The following is a 13,220-nucleotide window of genomic DNA, read 5'->3' as shown; positions in this document are numbered from 1 at the left end:
TTAGCAAACTTTTAGGATTCCCGGTACGGCTTGCACATTCATTTAGGAACGCCGTTTTTTTCGCTGCGCTATAGAAGCGACGTACCGGCTGAACGGCCTCGATTATCACCATACCCCAGTGTTCGGCGGCCCCGTGCCGCCGGGCGAAAGACAATCGCGCCCGCCCCGCATGCCGGAGCGGGGCACGGATCTCTGCGTTTTGCCGCAGGCGAAACCGCCGGCGGTCGATGCGGGACGAATTTGGAGAAAGAGAAATGGAGAAGTTTGATCATGCGGCAGTTTCGCCGCCGGGGCATGGGTTGCCGGCAATGGCTTTCGGCACGCATGTCATCCGTTTTATGGCGGGCAATACTGGCGGTTCGCTCGGCATGTTCGAAGCCTGCGTGCTGCCCGGCGAAGGTCCGCCACTACATGTGCATGAGCGCGAGGACGAGTTGTTCCGCGTTCTTTCCGGCCGCTTCGGCTTCTGGTGTGCCGGCGATTATGTCGAACTCACGGAAGGCGGCTCTATCGCTTTGCCGCGCGGTGTGCCGCACCGGTTCCGCAATGTGGGACAGACGGAGGGCCGCCTCATGGTCGTCGTCACCCCGGGCGGGTTCGAGAGCTTCTTTCCGATCGTCGAACTCTGCAAGCCCGAAACACCCGAGCAGATCGCCTCGATCGCCAGGGGCTTCGGCCTAACCTTCCCACCCGAGGACAATCGCAAGGTCGCCTGAACCACCAGAAACACGTCCCGAAACTGAGCAACGGTCCATTTGAAAGGAAACCGAACGATGACACATGTACCTTCGAACGAAAACGCAATGACCCTGACAGCCGCGCAGCTCGATGCCTATTTGGCCCGGATCGGCGTCGGGCGGCCGTCGCGCCTCGACATCGACAGCTTGTCGCAGTTGCATCGCGCCCATCTCATGAGTTTTACATGGGAGGCACTGGACGCCTTCATGGGATGGCCCTCCGCGATCACCCCGGCTGCGGCATTCGCCAAAATGGTCGAGAGGCGGCGTGGCGGCTGGTGTTATGAGATGAACGGCCTCTTCGGCGCCGCGCTTGCGGCACTCGGCTTCCGTGTGACCCGCCTTTGCGGCGCCGTCGACCGGGAAAAGCTCGGCGACATCGCGATCGGCAATCATCTGACGCTGCGTGTCGATCTCGAGCGTCCCTATCTCGCCGAGGTCGGCATAGCGGACGCCATCATCGAGCCGGTGCCGCTTGTGGCCGGGCCGATCAGCCAACGCGGCTTCGATTTCTCCATCATGCCGGCCGACGGGAGCTGGCTGCGCTTCAATAATCATGTGCTCGGTATCGCGAAAAGCTTCGATTTCCGGCTCGACCACAGCGACGAAGCCGCGATGGCCGCAACACAAGGCTGGCTGATGCAAGATCCCGGCTCTCCGTTCACCAATGCGCTCGCGGTGTTGCGGCACACGGCGGACGGCTACGTCGCCCTCCAGGACGACCGTCTGCGCCGTGTGACGGCGAACAGCCTCAGCGAGGAGCGCATTACGAGCGCCAGCCATCTCGGCGACACGTTCGAGACAGTATTCGATCTCGACATTCCCCTGCCCGACCGCGTCTGGGAGCGCCTCCAGACGATCCGCCGCGACAAGGCGGCGTGAGCCCGACACCTCATCATTTCACATCCGAGGAATTATCAATGTTTCGCATAACTGCACTCGCCCTTGCTCTTACCTTGAGCACGACCTTCGCCCTTGCCGCCGCCACCGATCCTGCGCCGGGCGGAGCCTACAAGACCGATCCCTCGCATTCGAGTTTCAATTGGTCGTTCGACCATTCCGGCCTGTCCCACTACACGGCGCGCTTTACCGGAGTCGATGCGCGGCTCGACTGGAAGCCGGAAAAGCCGGAAACTTCAACGCTTTCGGTCACGATCGATCCGCTTTCGGTCCGCACCGACTATCCATGGCCTGAGAAGGTCAACTTCGATGCGGAGATCGGTGGAGACGAGAGCTTCCTTGCAGCCAAGCCGATCACCTTCGTTTCCAGGACGATCCATGTGACGGGCAAGAAGACCGGCACCGTCGAAGGCCTCCTGACCCTGCGCGGCGAGACGCACCCGGCAAAACTCGACGTCACCTTCAACGGCTCAATGGCGGAGCACCCGATGATGGGCGTCCCGAAGATCGGTTTCTCGGCGACCGGCAGCATCCGTCGCAGCGATTGGGGACTGGATTTCGCAATCCCCGAACTCGGCGACATCGTCACCTTCGCGATAGAAACGCAGATGGTGCCGGCTGGTTACTCATTCCAGTGAGAAGCGAAGCGGGGCGGCAGGTCCAACGGACCTGCGCCCCCTTGCCGATTTCGCTGGAAATGGCGATGCGACCCCTTTATCTTGCAGGGATGGCGTGTGCTGCGTGCGCCACGGGCTTTCCCGAAATCGACGGAGACTGAAGATCAACCTTCCAAAACACAGGGAGCGCTGACCGGTGTCGCAGCCTATCTCTCCAGGTCTCATCCGATCCACCCTTCGCCAGTTCCTCGATAGCGAAGCTTCAGGCGGTCTCGTGCTGATGGCAGTCGCCTTGGCTGCAATCGTGACGGCGAACTCACCGCTTGCAGAGGGTTACTTCCACGCTCTTCACATCTATCTAGGGCCGCTCAGCCTGCTGCACTGGATCAATGACGCGCTGATGGCGCTGTTCTTTCTCCTCGTCGGGCTCGAGATCAAGCGCGAAATGCTGGACGGCCAGCTCTCCAGCTGGAGTCGCCGCATTCTGCCGGGTGCGGCGGCACTGGGAGGCATGCTCTTCCCCGCCCTCTTCTACATCCTGTTCAACCGGGAAAATCCGGCCGCCCTGCGTGGCTGGGCGATCCCGACGGCGACGGACATCGCATTCGCCCTGGGCGTCATCTCCCTGTTCGGCCCGCGCGTGCCTGCCTCGTTGAAGATCTTCCTGGCGGCACTGGCGATCATCGATGACCTGGGGGCCGTCATGATCATTGCGCTGTTCTACACGAGCGATCTCAACTTGCTGGCGCTTGCAGGGGCTGCGGCGGTGCTCGCCGCGCTCTATGGCATGAATCGGGCCAGGATTCTGAAGCTGTGGCCGTATCTGGTGCTCGGCGCCGTGCTCTGGGTGCTCGTCTTCGCGTCTGGAATCCACGCGACATTGGCCGGTGTTCTTCTCGCACTGACGATTCCGTTGAAGGCAACGCCGGGAACGCGCGAGGCGAGCCACGAGCAGTCGCCGTTGCACCATCTCGAGCACATCCTACAGAAGCCCGTCGCATTCATCGTCGTTCCGATCTTCGGCTTTGCCAATGCCGGCGTCTCCTTCTCCGGCGTCTCGGCAGCCACGCTGACGGAGCCATTGACCCTCGGCGTGGCGGCGGGACTTTTGCTTGGAAAACTGGTCGGCGTTCTCAGCACGGTCTTCCTGCTCGTCAAAATCGGTCTCGCCGACCTTCCAGCCAAGGCGAGCTGGGGGCAGATGACCGGTGTGGCCGCCCTCTGCGGCATAGGTTTCACCATGAGCCTTTTCATCGGGCTGCTTGCATTCAACGATCCCAGCGTCCAGGACCACGTGAAGATGGGCATCCTGCTGGGGTCTCTGCTGTCCGGTCTGGTCGGCGCGGCGATGCTCGCAACATTCAATCGCCGATCCTGAGAGAGCGGGCTGCAGTTCTCCATGAAGAACCCGGCCGATAGCGCCCTTTGTTTCGGCCGAAAGAGACCTCCAGTCAAAGCTTTGGGGTCAAACATCTGCAACAAAAGCCTGCTCGAATTGTACGCAAATTTTCGATAAAGTCGGCCAGTCGCTGGCCTAGCAGTGACATTTGTCTATTCGCTATTTTTATTATCCCGAACCAGCATCGCTTACACTTCGGTTTTAAATGTCGATACCTTTACGTTCAGCCTCACTGCAGAATAGATGCCGCAGCTACAGTGTTGAAGATCTCATGACGGACGCCGCTTTTGCCGCTGCTCTGCGTGAATCCGCCTCCGAGCTACTGGCAATCCATCGCAGAGCGCCGAGAATAGTGCGTTATGTTGCCGATCTGCAGAAGTGGCTGCTCAGCCAGGCGGCGTTGGCATTGCATTTTGAGCGGAAGCTCAACCCGTCCTGCCCCCCGTTGACCGCTTCCAACCTCGCAAAATTTCTGGTCGAGAACCACATCGCCAGCCACAACACCGTCGTCGCACATATGAAGGAGATGGCGTATTACAAATTATTCGAGCCGGTGGAGACGACGGATCGGCGCGCCAAACCGTTACAGGCGAGCGCCTATGCTGAAACCTTGATCCGGCAATGGTTCGAAGGGCACCTTCGTTCCTTGGACGGCATAGACGCGGGAGATCGCTGTCGGTGGTCGGAGGCGGATGAGACAATTCTGTATCGCGCTCAGCCGCGTATTGCACGTCGGCTGTTTAACCATCCGGATTGGTATAGCCCGCCCGAAAGCGTTGCGCTGTTCGTAAGGTCCGAATCCGGAAGCAACATATTGCACGACCTCATGTCGCGGGTGCCACTGGCACCGGTCGTAGGTGAACGCACCTGGGTGGGCGATGTCTCTGCACGACTGACCGCGGCCGAATATGTCATTTCCCGCAGTCATGCCAGCAGATTGCTGGCGGCCGCGCAAAATCAAGGATTGCTGGGATGGGAGGCGCCCCAAAAAAGTGGGGATTGCTGGATTTCGGCGAAGCTCGTGCTCGACTACAGACGCTGGCAGGCCACGAAATTCTCGGTTATCTCCGAGGTTTTGGCGAGTATCGAGTAGGCGCTTGGGATAGCGTTCCCGCAGGAACGCTGAACCGATGAGACTGTTTTGGGAACCATGTGGTGCCCAGGGGCGGAATCGAACCACCGACACGCGGATTTTCAATCCGCTGCTCTACCAACTGAGCTACCTGGGCCAACCTGCTTAACTGCGGTGCTCTTGATGAAAAGAACCGCGGGGCCTTGGTTCGCCCCGGAAGCGAGCGGGGTTATAGCATCTTGTTCGCCCATGGCAAGCGTCAAATGACTCTTTTTTGACGGTCTTGCCAATTTTGCCGATTCATGTGGAAAAATAAGAGCTTCGGGGAGGAAATCTGCTAGTTTTCCTCGTCGGGATAATCGGCCTTCGTTTCGTCGTCGGCCACCGGAATGGCGTATGAGCCGGTCAGCCAGCGGGAGAGATCGACCTCACGGCAGCGGTTGGAGCAGAAGGGGTAATGTTCTCGGTTCGATGGTTTGCCGCATTCCGGGCAAGGGCGCGTCTTGCGCAGGGGCTCGACCTTGGCGGCGGCTTTCTTGTCTTCGGGCATGATCGGTTCCGTCCTAAAGCATGTCGCGCAACAGTGTCAGCGCTTTTGCGACAACGACATGCATGAAAACAAAGCCTTAAAGCGCGACGCGCGGATCTGAAAGATCGTGACGCGCTTTAAGCATTGGCCGTGGGTCAGCCCTCGGGCCACCGGCTATGCACATCGAAGCCCTCGCCGGTCAGAAGCAGAATGGTTTCATATAGCGGCAGGCCGACGACATTGGTGTAGGAGCCCACCATCTTCTGCACGAAAGTGCCGGCAAGGCCCTGGATGCCGTAAGCGCCCGCCTTGCCGCGCCACTGGCCGGAGGCTAGGTAGTTCTCGATCTCGAAACCGGAGAGCCGCTTGAAGCGCACCTTGGTCTCGACGATCTTCTGGCGAATCTTGCGATCCGGCGTCACCAGGCAGATGCCGGTATAGACGAGATGGTTGCGTCCCGACAGGAGATGCAGCGAACTCAGCGCCTCGTCGGCGAACTCGGCCTTGCCGAGAATGCGCCGGCCGACGGCGACCACCGTATCGGCGGAGAGGATATAGCTCCCCTTCCAGGTGATATCGCCCTTGATGGCGGCAAGTGCTGCCTCGGCCTTCTCGGCCGACAGCCTTCGGGCGAGCGAACGCGGATGCTCCGACTTCTTCGGCGTTTCGTCGATATCCATCGGCATCAGGCGCGAAGGCTCGATGCCGGCCTGGTTGAGCAGGTCGACGCGGCGGGGCGAGCCCGAGGCCAGAATGAGCTTGTATTTCAGCGCCATGAAACCTCGACCATCGGCGGACGGGAGCGGGCAGACTTACTTGAAACGATAGGTGATGCGGCCCTTGGTCAGATCGTAGGGCGTCATTTCCACAAGCACCTTGTCGCCCGCGAGAACGCGGATGCGGTTCTTGCGCATGCGGCCGGCGGTGTGAGCGATGATCTCGTGTTCGTTTTCAAGCTTCACGCGAAACGTCGCATTCGGCAGAAGTTCGGTGACGATTCCCGGGAATTCGAGGACTTCTTCTTTCGGCATATAGTGGTTTTCTTCCTGTGGGTTGCAGAGGCAGCGCAACGCGCGCCTTTAAAATTTGGGCGGAAACTACACAATCAACGCAGGTTTGTGAACCTTGTTGATCAGGCTTTCCTTTATTTGTTTTCATGCCGATTGCGCGGCAATGCCATTTCGTTTGAGCAGCCGGCTCTCGATGAGGCCGGCCAGGTGATCGCGAACCTCGCGATAGCTGTCCAGTATCTGCTCGCGCGTGCCGCTGACGACCGTCGGATCCATGGTCGGCCAGTAGACGACGTCGATCGCGTTCGACCGCGTCAGCTCGAGTGCGGCGTGATGGGCCTGCGGCGACAACGTGATGATCAGATCGAAATAATCGTCTTCGAGTTCTTCCAGCGTCTGCGGCTGGCGGCGCCCGAGAGAAAGCCCGATTTCGTCGAGCACGACATCGACGAACGGATCGCGCTCGCCGGCGCGAACGCCGGCGGACTTTATATAGGTATTGGCAGGCAGAATGCTACGGGCGATCGCTTCGGCCATCGGCGAGCGGATGGCGTTCAGGCCGCACATGAAGAGGATGGCGCCTGGCCTTTTTGCGTCCCCGACGTCGGCGGCGAGCTCCATCGCCGTCATCCACGCCAGTAGAGCACGCAGACCAGCGTGAAAAGGCGCCGGGCGGTGTCGAAATCGACCTCGATCTTGCCGGCCAGCCTGTCTTTCAGCGTCTGCGAGCCTTCATTGTGGATGCCGCGCCGGCCCATATCGATCGCCTCGATGCGGCTTGGCGTGGCCGATCGGATCGCTTCGTAATAGCTTTCGCAGATCATGAAGTAATCTTTGACGATCCGCCGGAACGGGGTGAGCGACAGGATATGGGTGGCGACATCGCCGCCTTCTTCCGTCTTGATGGCGAACACCAGCTTCGAATCCATCAGCGAGATGTTCAGCCGGTAAGGACCGCCGGAATGGCCGAGCGGCTCGAACCTGTTCTCCTCGATGAGATCGAAGATGGCGACGGCGCGTTCATGCTCGACATCGGGTGTCGAACGGCCGATCGTATCGTCGAGGACGACGTCGCAAAGCCGGAAATTGCCCGCCGCCATGCCCTCACCTAATCGAGGTTGAGGCGGATCGCGACCGACCGCGCATGGGCATCGAGGCCTTCGGAGACGGCAAGCGCGATCGCCGCCGGGCCGAGGGTGCGCAACTCACCCGGCCCCAGGCGCAGGATCGAGGTGCGCTTGACGAAATCGAGCACCGACAGGCCGGAGGAGAAGCGCGCCGAACGCGCCGTCGGCAGTACATGGTTCGAACCGCCGACATAATCGCCGATGACCTCGGGCGTATGAGCGCCGATGAAGATCGCGCCGGCATTGCGGATGCCGTCGAGCAGCCGGTCGGGATCGGCGAGGGCGAGCTCGACATGCTCGGCTGCGATGCGGTTGGCGAGCGGAATGGCCTGCTTCAGATCGGCAACGAGGATGACTGCGCCGAAATCGCGCCAGCTTGCCCCTGCCGTCTCGGCGCGGTTCAGCGTCTTCAGCTGGCGTTCGACCGCCTGCTCCACCGCCTTGCCGAATTCGACATTATCGGTGATCAGGATCGCCTGGGCGCTGGCATCGTGCTCGGCCTGCGCCAAAAGGTCGGCGGCGATCCAATCAGGATTGTTGTCCTTATCGGCAATCACCAGCACTTCGGAGGGGCCGGCGATCATATCGATGCCGACGGTGCCGAAGACATGGCGCTTGGCGGCGGCGACATAGGCGTTGCCGGGACCGGTGATCTTGGCGACGGGAGCGATGGTCTCGGTGCCATAAGCGAGAGCCGCGATCGCCTGGGCGCCGCCGACACGATAGATCTCGGTCACGCCGGCAAGCTTGGCGGCGGCAAGCACCGCCGGATTGACGGCGCCGCCGGTCGCGGGAACGGCGATGACGATGCGGTCGACACCAGCGACCTTGGCCGGCACGGCATTCATCAGAACAGAGCTCGGATAACTCGCGGTGCCGCCCGGAACATAGAGCCCGACCGCCTCGATCGCCGTCCAGCGCGAGCCGAGACCGACGCCCATGTCGTCCTCGTAGATATCATCCTTCGGCAGCTGGCGGCGATGATGGCTCTCGATGCGCAATGCCGCGAGCTTCAGAGCGCCCAGCACCTCGGCGGGCACCGCCTCGATCGCGGCGTCGATCTCCTCAGGCGTCACGCGCATCGGCACGGCGGCGAAATCGATGCCGTCGAACTTCAGCGAATATTCGGCCAGCGCCACATCGCCGCGTGCCCTGACATCATCGATGATGGCGCGGGCGACGGCATTCACATCCTCGGACACTTCGCGCTTCGTCGTCAGAAAAGCGGCAAAATGCTGCTCGAAACCTTCCGATGCCTGATCCAGCCAGATTGCCAAGAGCTATATTCCTTCTCAACTCGAACCGCGATGTTCAAACTTCAGGGGTGGCGGGGTTTGGAAGCCGCCTGCCATGCGCCACCGATATCGGCCATCTGGACCTCGATGCATTCGACGTCGAGCGCAATCGAGGCCGTGCCCGACAGCGCCAGCTCGATTGTGCCGTCCGGCCCCTCGCCCTTTTTCTCGAAACGCAGCGCCAGCAGCGACAGAACCTCATCGCGTTTGCCGCGATCGATGCCGAGCGAACGGACGGCAAGCACGCGCTTGAACACCAGAGCGGCGCGGCGGCGCTCGAAACCTCTGCGCTTGCGCGCGGCACTCTCCCAGACGAAGCGATTGGCGGCAAGCGCGAACTGGGCGCCGCGCGGCGACCAGTCGATGTCGCCGACCTTGAAGACGCTGTCCTGCATATGCGCAGAAATGATCGCGAGGTCTTCGTCATCGAGCGCAACAAGCTTCAGGTCGGTCATTCAGGCTCAATCCCTAGAGCAGGATGCCGAAAAGCGCGAGCTGTTTTCGGACGACATCATGCTCTTGCTATTTAACAGGCATCGCCGGAATGGCGATGCGTCAGACAAGGGAAATAAGATGCTGCGACCGATTACGCAACTGGAATGAAGGTGTCTCTTACTCGCTGATGCGCTCGACGACGGCGCCGCAGCGGGTCAGCTTCGCTTCGAGCCGCTCGAAGCCGCGGTCGAGGTGGTAGACGCGGGAGACCGTAGTTTCACCCTCGGCGGCGAGACCGGCGATGACGAGCGAGACGGAGGCGCGCAAATCGGTCGCCATGACGGGCGCGCCGCGCAGGCGCTGGACACCTTCGATCTTCGCGGTCTGGCCGGAGAGCGTGATCCTGGCGCCGAGCCGGGCAAGCTCCTGCACGTGCATGAAGCGGTTTTCGAAGATCGTCTCGGTGACATGCGAGATGCCGGAGGAGCGGGTCATCAGCGCCATAAACTGTGCCTGCAGATCCGTGGGGAACCCCGGGAAAGGATCGGTGACGATATCGACCGGCTTAATGCCGGCGCCGTTGCGCCTGACGCGCATGCCGTTATTGGTCGCGGAGATGTCGGCGCCGGCGCGGCGGAGCGTCTCCACCGCGGTTTCGAGCAGCGCCACATCGGTGTTTTCGAGCACGACGTCGCCGCCGGCCATGGCGACGGCCATGGCATAGGTGCCGGTCTCGATGCGATCCGGCAGGACGCGGTGGCGGGCGCCGGAGAGCGAGGTGACGCCCTCGATGGTGATCGTCGAGGTGCCGGCGCCGGAGATCTTGGCGCCCATGGCGTTCAGGCAGTTGGCGAGGTCGACGACTTCAGGCTCGCGGGCGGCATTGCCGATAACCGTCGTGCCGCGGGCAAGGGTCGCCGCCATCATCAACACATGGGTGGCGCCGACCGAAACCTTCGGGAAGGTGTAGCGCGCGCCGATCAGACCGCCGTCGGGCGCCCTGGCGTTGATGTAGCCGGCGTCGATCTCCATGGTCGCGCCAAGCGCCGTCAGGCCATCGATGAAGAGATCGACCGGGCGCGTGCCGATGGCGCAGCCGCCCGGCAGTGACACGCGGCAATGGCCTTCGCGCGCCAAGAGCGGCCCGATGACCCAGAAGGAGGCGCGCATCTTCGAGACCAGCTCATAAGAAGCGGTGGTATCGACGATGGTGCGGCAGGTGAAATGGATCGTGCGGGCGTAGGAGTCCTCCTGGCGCTCGCGGCGGCCGTTGACGGCGACATCGACGCCATGATTGCCGAGGATGCGCATCAGAAGCTCGACATCGGCCAGATGCGGCACGTTTTCCAGCGTCAGCGTGTCACTGGTCAGAAGCGAGGCGATCATCAGCGGCAGTGCGGCATTCTTGGCGCCGGAAATCGGAATGATGCCATTCAGCTCATTACCGCCGACAATTCTGATACGATCCATGTGCGCTTACTTCCTGAAAGTTCTGCCTTGAAAGAAGGTGAGGTGTTTAGGGGATTTATGAAGAGGCTTCAATTCGTCCGGGACGGAACATTACGGTTCGTCCATTTTTGCGGCGGGCAGCCCGTTTGTTTCGTCGGCCTGGCCGGAACGGCGGGCGCGCACCTGCTGTTTGCGTCTCGAAAGATTTTCCCTGAGCTTTTCGGCGGCGCGCTCGCGGCGCAGTTTCGCCTGTGCCTCGATTGCCTCTTTACGGCTCTTCTGGCCGGTTTCGGTCTTGTCGTTCATGCATATAGAATTAGCCGAATTCGCGCCGATCCAAAAGGCCCTTGCACCTCTTTCCACGCGAAGTTGGATTTTGCGGCTTGCGCTTGTCGTCAAGCTGTGGCAATAGCCGCCCCGTTCCCGCAATTGAGCCGCCCGGCTCCACGCGGATCTGGTCCTGCTGCCGTAGCTCAGTGGTAGAGCACACCCTTGGTAAGGGTGAGGTCGGTGGTTCAATCCCACTCGGCAGCACCAGTTTTCTTTTCCGACATCATTTCTCGCGTATCCGCCTGGCCAGCCCCTCATCCGCCTGCCGGCACCTTCTCCCCGCGCGCGGGGCGAAGGGACCATGCCGCAACCTCTCCGTCCCCCGCAAGCCTCGTGTAGGGCACGTCCCCTCGCCCCGTTTACGGGGAGAGGGTTAGGGTGAGGGGCAGCCATCCGCACGAAGCGGACTGCATGCCAGTACAATCGGGAATGTCGGATGCTTCGAGATAATAAGGCAGGAACGGGGATAACTGCCACCGTTCGATCAGTTCACCGGTTACCTTCACCGCGAACTGGCGCATGGGGCAGCGCATTAACCCCATCAAAAATGCCCTCGACATACCATCGATCACGGCTCTCTGATATGACATAGGAGGCGATATCTATCACCCCGCCTTCACCGTAGCCACGCAGGGTAGCCCGCAGATATTCCCGCTGCATTTGTGGGACGAGCTCAGCGGAAATACGCGCCAGCAAAGCGTCTTCAGCGGATATCTCTGCACCGTGAGCAAGGGCCGGCATTGCCAGCGCACCGCACAGAAACGCAGCCCGGATCAATTTTCGATCGAAATCCATGTCGAGCCCGCAGCTTTCCCGGCATGGTAGCGGTAGCAGCGCGCAAGCGCCATACAACTTATCTGCGACTACCCAAAATATCTCTGAGGCTGCGCGCGACGCGATCCGTCTTACGCAGGCTGGCATTCCGCCTCGTCGGCAACAAACGATTCACCATTGTTGACCGCAAAAATCTCGCTAGAATGGCTATCATGGCGGCGTCTCGCCTAGGTGGGCGCAGCACACTTGGTTCTGTCGAAACCCCGGAGGAGCATCGATGGCAACTGAAAAATGGCACGACCCGGTCAAGGTCGGTTTCGAAGGCGCTGACCTCAAAACCGTCAACGGGCCGTTCGATGCGCTGAAATGTCTGGCGGATCTCTGGCCGAGCGCACGCGGACTGCATTATATCAAGGCGCGCAGCACCTGCCGGGCGGCACTCGACGGGCGCAAGAGCGTGGAAGAGGCAAGGGCCGAGTTCCTGGCGGCGGCCGAAGAGGCGAAGCTGAAGCTGCTGCATTAACACGGCAGGGAGCGTCCGGCTGTTTTTCGATTTGTTCGGCAAAGCGTGCCGGAACGAGACATTGTTTAATTTTCACTTAACCCTGGATCGAGCAGATGCCGGGTTTTGGCGCTAAGGGCGTTGCGCCCGGGACAGCTGTTTCGATAGAAAACACGCAGCCATCATGATGATGGTCAGAGGCTCGTCACCGGAAAAGCCGGCGAGCCTCGTTCGGACAATCCCGTTTGTCAGCAGCCCACGTCGCCGGCATTCTCCACCTCGACATAACCGACACCGATGATCGTGCCGTCAGCCGCGCGGATGAAGGACGGCAGATAATGCGCCTCGGCCGGCTCGCAGGCGACACTGCCGGTATATTCGTTGAGGGCGATCTGATCCTTCGGCAAAGCGGAATAATCCATGCCTGTCTCGAGCGATGCATAAGCTGAGCCGGCGAAGACGCCGCAGCCGATAATTAGGGTGGACGTCCAGAGGCGAAGAAGCGTCTGCATGATGGTCTCCAGCGTTTCAGATCCGGCATTTCAACCCCTCGGAAGGTGTTTGGTTCCGTTGCCATGCCATGTGCGAGTGATATCCTCGCGGACTGCGGTGCTGCACCTTGGCGGAAGGCGCCGCCGTTCCATATCTGGCTGCAGTCTGAGAGGAATGACAACTATGAAAGCGCTACTGCCCGCACTTTTCGCCGGCGCCCTGCTGGCCGGCTGCTCCTCGGCCGACAGCCCGGCACTCGAACCCATTCCCGGGAGCATCACCTATGGCGGCCAGCCGCGCACCAAGCTCACCAAATCGCCGGTCGGCAGCGCCGTCTACAACCAGTTCTACAATGAGACGGGCCAGCGTGTGGAGGAAACCTATATTCTCCAACCGGACCGCAGCCTGAAGCTGGTGCGGCGCGAGGTGGGACCGGACTTCCCCGAGTGAGGATCGCCGCGCCGCAGACTTGACAGCGGCCGAAATCGCGAACATTCAAGGAACATCTAATTTTCCCGCAGTGATTCTGCGGGAGCCCGACCGGACGGCTGG

The 13,220-nt window shown here is 61.1% G+C and carries 18 protein-coding genes and 2 tRNA genes; 8 read left to right on the top strand and 12 right to left on the bottom strand.

Annotated elements, in window-relative coordinates; translation table 11 throughout:
• The first annotated feature begins 254 nt into the window (after positions 1 to 254).
• The 5 genes from AMK02_RS03105 (at position 255) to AMK02_RS03085 (ending at position 4,746) form a co-directional block, all read left to right on the top strand.
• On the top strand, positions 255 to 716 hold the full coding sequence (locus AMK02_RS03105) for a cupin domain-containing protein (protein WP_064800619.1): 462 nt from the start codon (positions 255 to 257) through the stop codon (positions 714 to 716).
• An 87-nt stretch (positions 717 to 803) separates the two neighbouring features.
• The gene (locus AMK02_RS03100) at positions 804 to 1,619 is read left to right on the top strand and encodes an arylamine N-acetyltransferase family protein (protein WP_237350428.1); all 816 of its coding nucleotides are present in this window, start codon (positions 804 to 806) and stop codon (positions 1,617 to 1,619) included.
• A gap of 38 nt (positions 1,620 to 1,657) precedes the next feature.
• On the top strand, positions 1,658 to 2,275 hold the full coding sequence (locus tag AMK02_RS03095) for a YceI family protein (protein ID WP_064800617.1): 618 nt from the start codon (positions 1,658 to 1,660) through the stop codon (positions 2,273 to 2,275).
• Positions 2,276 to 2,450: 175 nt separating this feature from the next.
• Positions 2,451 to 3,632: a Na+/H+ antiporter NhaA gene (nhaA, locus tag AMK02_RS03090; RefSeq protein ID WP_064800616.1), complete on the top strand. Its 1,182-nt coding sequence runs from the start codon at positions 2,451 to 2,453 to the stop codon at positions 3,630 to 3,632.
• Positions 3,633 to 3,924: 292 nt separating this feature from the next.
• On the top strand, positions 3,925 to 4,746 hold the full coding sequence (locus AMK02_RS03085; RefSeq protein ID WP_082240261.1) for a hypothetical protein: 822 nt from the start codon (positions 3,925 to 3,927) through the stop codon (positions 4,744 to 4,746).
• Between the two features lie 60 nt (positions 4,747 to 4,806).
• Here AMK02_RS03085 and AMK02_RS03080 read toward each other — a convergent pair.
• The 10 genes from AMK02_RS03080 to AMK02_RS03035 form a co-directional block, all read right to left on the bottom strand.
• Positions 4,807 to 4,882, bottom strand: a tRNA-Phe gene (locus tag AMK02_RS03080).
• A gap of 180 nt (positions 4,883 to 5,062) precedes the next feature.
• Complete coding sequence (yacG, locus tag AMK02_RS03075; protein WP_064800614.1) at positions 5,063 to 5,275, bottom strand: DNA gyrase inhibitor YacG; 213 nt, start codon at positions 5,273 to 5,275, stop codon at positions 5,063 to 5,065.
• A 134-nt stretch (positions 5,276 to 5,409) separates the two neighbouring features.
• Positions 5,410 to 6,030, bottom strand: a complete 621-nt coding sequence (locus AMK02_RS03070) for a Maf-like protein (protein WP_011423951.1) — start codon at positions 6,028 to 6,030, stop codon at positions 5,410 to 5,412.
• Positions 6,031 to 6,066: 36 nt separating this feature from the next.
• On the bottom strand, positions 6,067 to 6,285 hold the full coding sequence (gene infA / locus AMK02_RS03065; RefSeq protein WP_003545338.1) for a translation initiation factor IF-1: 219 nt from the start codon (positions 6,283 to 6,285) through the stop codon (positions 6,067 to 6,069).
• A gap of 123 nt (positions 6,286 to 6,408) precedes the next feature.
• Positions 6,409 to 6,894 carry an arsenate-mycothiol transferase ArsC gene (locus AMK02_RS03060; RefSeq protein ID WP_189636992.1) on the bottom strand — a complete coding sequence of 162 codons (486 nt, stop codon included), beginning with the start codon at positions 6,892 to 6,894 and terminating at the stop codon, positions 6,409 to 6,411.
• The gene (locus AMK02_RS03055) at positions 6,891 to 7,364 is read right to left on the bottom strand and encodes a UPF0262 family protein (RefSeq protein ID WP_064800612.1); all 474 of its coding nucleotides are present in this window, start codon (positions 7,362 to 7,364) and stop codon (positions 6,891 to 6,893) included. Before AMK02_RS03055 ends, AMK02_RS03060 begins: the two co-directional genes overlap by 4 nt.
• An 8-nt stretch (positions 7,365 to 7,372) precedes the next feature.
• Positions 7,373 to 8,668 carry a histidinol dehydrogenase gene (gene hisD, locus AMK02_RS03050; protein ID WP_064800611.1) on the bottom strand — a complete coding sequence of 432 codons (1,296 nt, stop codon included), beginning with the start codon at positions 8,666 to 8,668 and terminating at the stop codon, positions 7,373 to 7,375.
• A 41-nt stretch (positions 8,669 to 8,709) separates the two neighbouring features.
• Positions 8,710 to 9,141 carry a DUF2948 family protein gene (locus tag AMK02_RS03045; RefSeq protein ID WP_064800610.1) on the bottom strand — a complete coding sequence of 144 codons (432 nt, stop codon included), beginning with the start codon at positions 9,139 to 9,141 and terminating at the stop codon, positions 8,710 to 8,712.
• Between the two features lie 157 nt (positions 9,142 to 9,298).
• A complete protein-coding gene (gene murA / locus AMK02_RS03040) occupies positions 9,299 to 10,591 on the bottom strand; it encodes a UDP-N-acetylglucosamine 1-carboxyvinyltransferase (protein ID WP_064800609.1) in 1,293 nt (430 codons plus the stop codon).
• Between the two features lie 90 nt (positions 10,592 to 10,681).
• Positions 10,682 to 10,876: a hypothetical protein gene (locus AMK02_RS03035; protein WP_064800608.1), complete on the bottom strand. Its 195-nt coding sequence runs from the start codon at positions 10,874 to 10,876 to the stop codon at positions 10,682 to 10,684.
• Positions 10,877 to 11,032: 156 nt separating this feature from the next.
• Here AMK02_RS03035 and AMK02_RS03030 point away from each other — a divergent pair.
• Positions 11,033 to 11,107 (top strand) — tRNA-Thr (locus AMK02_RS03030).
• A 282-nt stretch (positions 11,108 to 11,389) separates the two neighbouring features.
• Here AMK02_RS03030 and AMK02_RS03025 read toward each other — a convergent pair.
• Positions 11,390 to 11,695, bottom strand: coding sequence for a hypothetical protein (locus AMK02_RS03025; RefSeq protein WP_442966362.1), 306 nt, complete (start codon positions 11,693 to 11,695; stop codon positions 11,390 to 11,392).
• A 256-nt stretch (positions 11,696 to 11,951) separates the two neighbouring features.
• On the opposite strand from AMK02_RS03025, the gene AMK02_RS03020 reads away from it, so the two are divergent.
• The gene (locus tag AMK02_RS03020) at positions 11,952 to 12,197 is read left to right on the top strand and encodes a DUF982 domain-containing protein (RefSeq protein WP_004673498.1); all 246 of its coding nucleotides are present in this window, start codon (positions 11,952 to 11,954) and stop codon (positions 12,195 to 12,197) included.
• Between the two features lie 227 nt (positions 12,198 to 12,424).
• Here the strand turns inward: AMK02_RS03020 and AMK02_RS03015 are convergent, their stop codons facing one another.
• Complete coding sequence (locus AMK02_RS03015; RefSeq protein WP_064800607.1) at positions 12,425 to 12,688, bottom strand: hypothetical protein; 264 nt, start codon at positions 12,686 to 12,688, stop codon at positions 12,425 to 12,427.
• A gap of 163 nt (positions 12,689 to 12,851) precedes the next feature.
• On the opposite strand from AMK02_RS03015, the gene AMK02_RS03010 reads away from it, so the two are divergent.
• Positions 12,852 to 13,118 (top strand): hypothetical protein, encoded by a 267-nt coding sequence (locus AMK02_RS03010; protein WP_064800606.1) that lies wholly within the window; start codon positions 12,852 to 12,854, stop codon positions 13,116 to 13,118.
• The last annotated feature ends 102 nt before the right edge of the window (positions 13,119 to 13,220 follow it).

The sequence above is a fragment of the Rhizobium sp. N731 genome (genome assembly GCF_001664145.1).
GTDB classification, from domain to species: Bacteria; Pseudomonadota; Alphaproteobacteria; order Rhizobiales; family Rhizobiaceae; genus Rhizobium; species Rhizobium esperanzae.
This window is presented reverse-complemented; position numbering and strand designations above follow the sequence as displayed.

Coding starts and splice junctions, on each gene's coding strand:
- AMK02_RS03105 (WP_064800619.1), top strand. CDS start 255: ATGGAGAAGTTTGATCATGCGGCAGTTTCGCCGCCGGGGCATGGGTTG.
- AMK02_RS03100 (WP_237350428.1), top strand. CDS start 804: ATGACCCTGACAGCCGCGCAGCTCGATGCCTATTTGGCCCGGATCGGC.
- AMK02_RS03095 (WP_064800617.1), top strand. CDS start 1,658: ATGTTTCGCATAACTGCACTCGCCCTTGCTCTTACCTTGAGCACGACC.
- AMK02_RS03085 (WP_082240261.1), top strand. CDS start 3,925: ATGACGGACGCCGCTTTTGCCGCTGCTCTGCGTGAATCCGCCTCCGAG.
- yacG (WP_064800614.1), bottom strand. CDS start 5,275: ATGCCCGAAGACAAGAAAGCCGCCGCCAAGGTCGAGCCCCTGCGCAAG.
- AMK02_RS03070 (WP_011423951.1), bottom strand. CDS start 6,030: ATGGCGCTGAAATACAAGCTCATTCTGGCCTCGGGCTCGCCCCGCCGC.
- infA (WP_003545338.1), bottom strand. CDS start 6,285: ATGCCGAAAGAAGAAGTCCTCGAATTCCCGGGAATCGTCACCGAACTT.
- AMK02_RS03060 (WP_189636992.1), bottom strand. CDS start 6,894: ATGACGGCGATGGAGCTCGCCGCCGACGTCGGGGACGCAAAAAGGCCA.
- AMK02_RS03055 (WP_064800612.1), bottom strand. CDS start 7,364: ATGGCGGCGGGCAATTTCCGGCTTTGCGACGTCGTCCTCGACGATACG.
- AMK02_RS03045 (WP_064800610.1), bottom strand. CDS start 9,141: ATGACCGACCTGAAGCTTGTTGCGCTCGATGACGAAGACCTCGCGATC.
- murA (WP_064800609.1), bottom strand. CDS start 10,591: ATGGATCGTATCAGAATTGTCGGCGGTAATGAGCTGAATGGCATCATT.
- AMK02_RS03035 (WP_064800608.1), bottom strand. CDS start 10,876: ATGAACGACAAGACCGAAACCGGCCAGAAGAGCCGTAAAGAGGCAATC.
- AMK02_RS03025 (WP_442966362.1), bottom strand. CDS start 11,695: ATGGATTTCGATCGAAAATTGATCCGGGCTGCGTTTCTGTGCGGTGCG.
- AMK02_RS03020 (WP_004673498.1), top strand. CDS start 11,952: ATGGCAACTGAAAAATGGCACGACCCGGTCAAGGTCGGTTTCGAAGGC.
- AMK02_RS03015 (WP_064800607.1), bottom strand. CDS start 12,688: ATGCAGACGCTTCTTCGCCTCTGGACGTCCACCCTAATTATCGGCTGC.
- AMK02_RS03010 (WP_064800606.1), top strand. CDS start 12,852: ATGAAAGCGCTACTGCCCGCACTTTTCGCCGGCGCCCTGCTGGCCGGC.